This window comes from Oleiphilus sp. HI0061 (genome assembly GCF_001635675.1).
Map to the genome: position 1 here is coordinate 1 of NZ_LWFE01000418.1, position 886 is coordinate 886.

1 protein-coding gene is annotated in these 886 nt (G+C 44.9%); it reads right to left on the minus strand.

The features are described from left to right. Window positions 1-100: 100 nt before the first annotated feature. A partial coding sequence (locus A3735_RS05665; RefSeq protein WP_156499437.1) for a GGDEF domain-containing protein occupies window positions 101-886 on the minus strand: 786 nt, incomplete at its 5' end.

An 886-nucleotide genomic window follows, 5' to 3' on the forward strand; every position in this document is an offset into this window, starting at 1 on the left:
TCCCGTGAGAGTTGATCAGAGAGTAGGGTTGAAGCATAAGTGTTACAGTTGTTCTAGTTGTTATGGTTTGTTTTGGGGGCAGAGTCTAGATCGTCAGAGATTAATCCCAGAAGTCGATAGAGCTCTCTACGGGTTCAACGGCTTCAAGTAAGCCTTTTTCTAATAGCACTTCATACGAGTTAACCTGGTTACGACCATTTTGTTTTGCGTAGTAGAGCGCTTTATCTGCTTTGGAGAGTGTTTCTACAGGGTGGTCGTTTTTGCTTAGGTCGGCAAAGCCGATGCTAACGGTAACCTGGCCAACCTGAGGGAAGCGGCGAGCCTCTATCGCTGCTCTGCAGCGTTCGAGAACAACCAAAGCTTGCTCTTTCTGAACGTCTTTTACCAATACCACGAACTCTTCACCACCGTAGCGGAAAAACAGGTCTTGCTGTCGGAGGACGGACCTGACTGTCTGTGAAAATAGAACTAGCGTCTCGTCACCAATTGCATGGCCGAAGCGATCATTGATAGATTTGAATTTATCGATATCTAGAATGGCAATCGCTTTAAAGCTGGTATCCTTTGCATGCAGTACATTGTGTTGTGAAAAGGCAAGGTCGGAAGAGACTTGGTCAAAAGCTTGACGATTTAAGATGCGTGTAAGCGGGTCATGGCCTTTTTCGTGCAAGTTGCGAAAGATATCGACAGCGATTTGCAGAAAGCCTACGAGAGTGTTTTTAATATCCTGGTTCTCGTAGCGGTGGCGCAAAACAACCAGGTGAGACACGCTTTTGTCATATAACACTACCGGAATGACGATTTTAAAACGCGTTCTGCTTTCAACCTTGTATACCTCTTCTTTAGAAATATAAGCCGACAGCATGTCCATGTCGTTATTTAAATA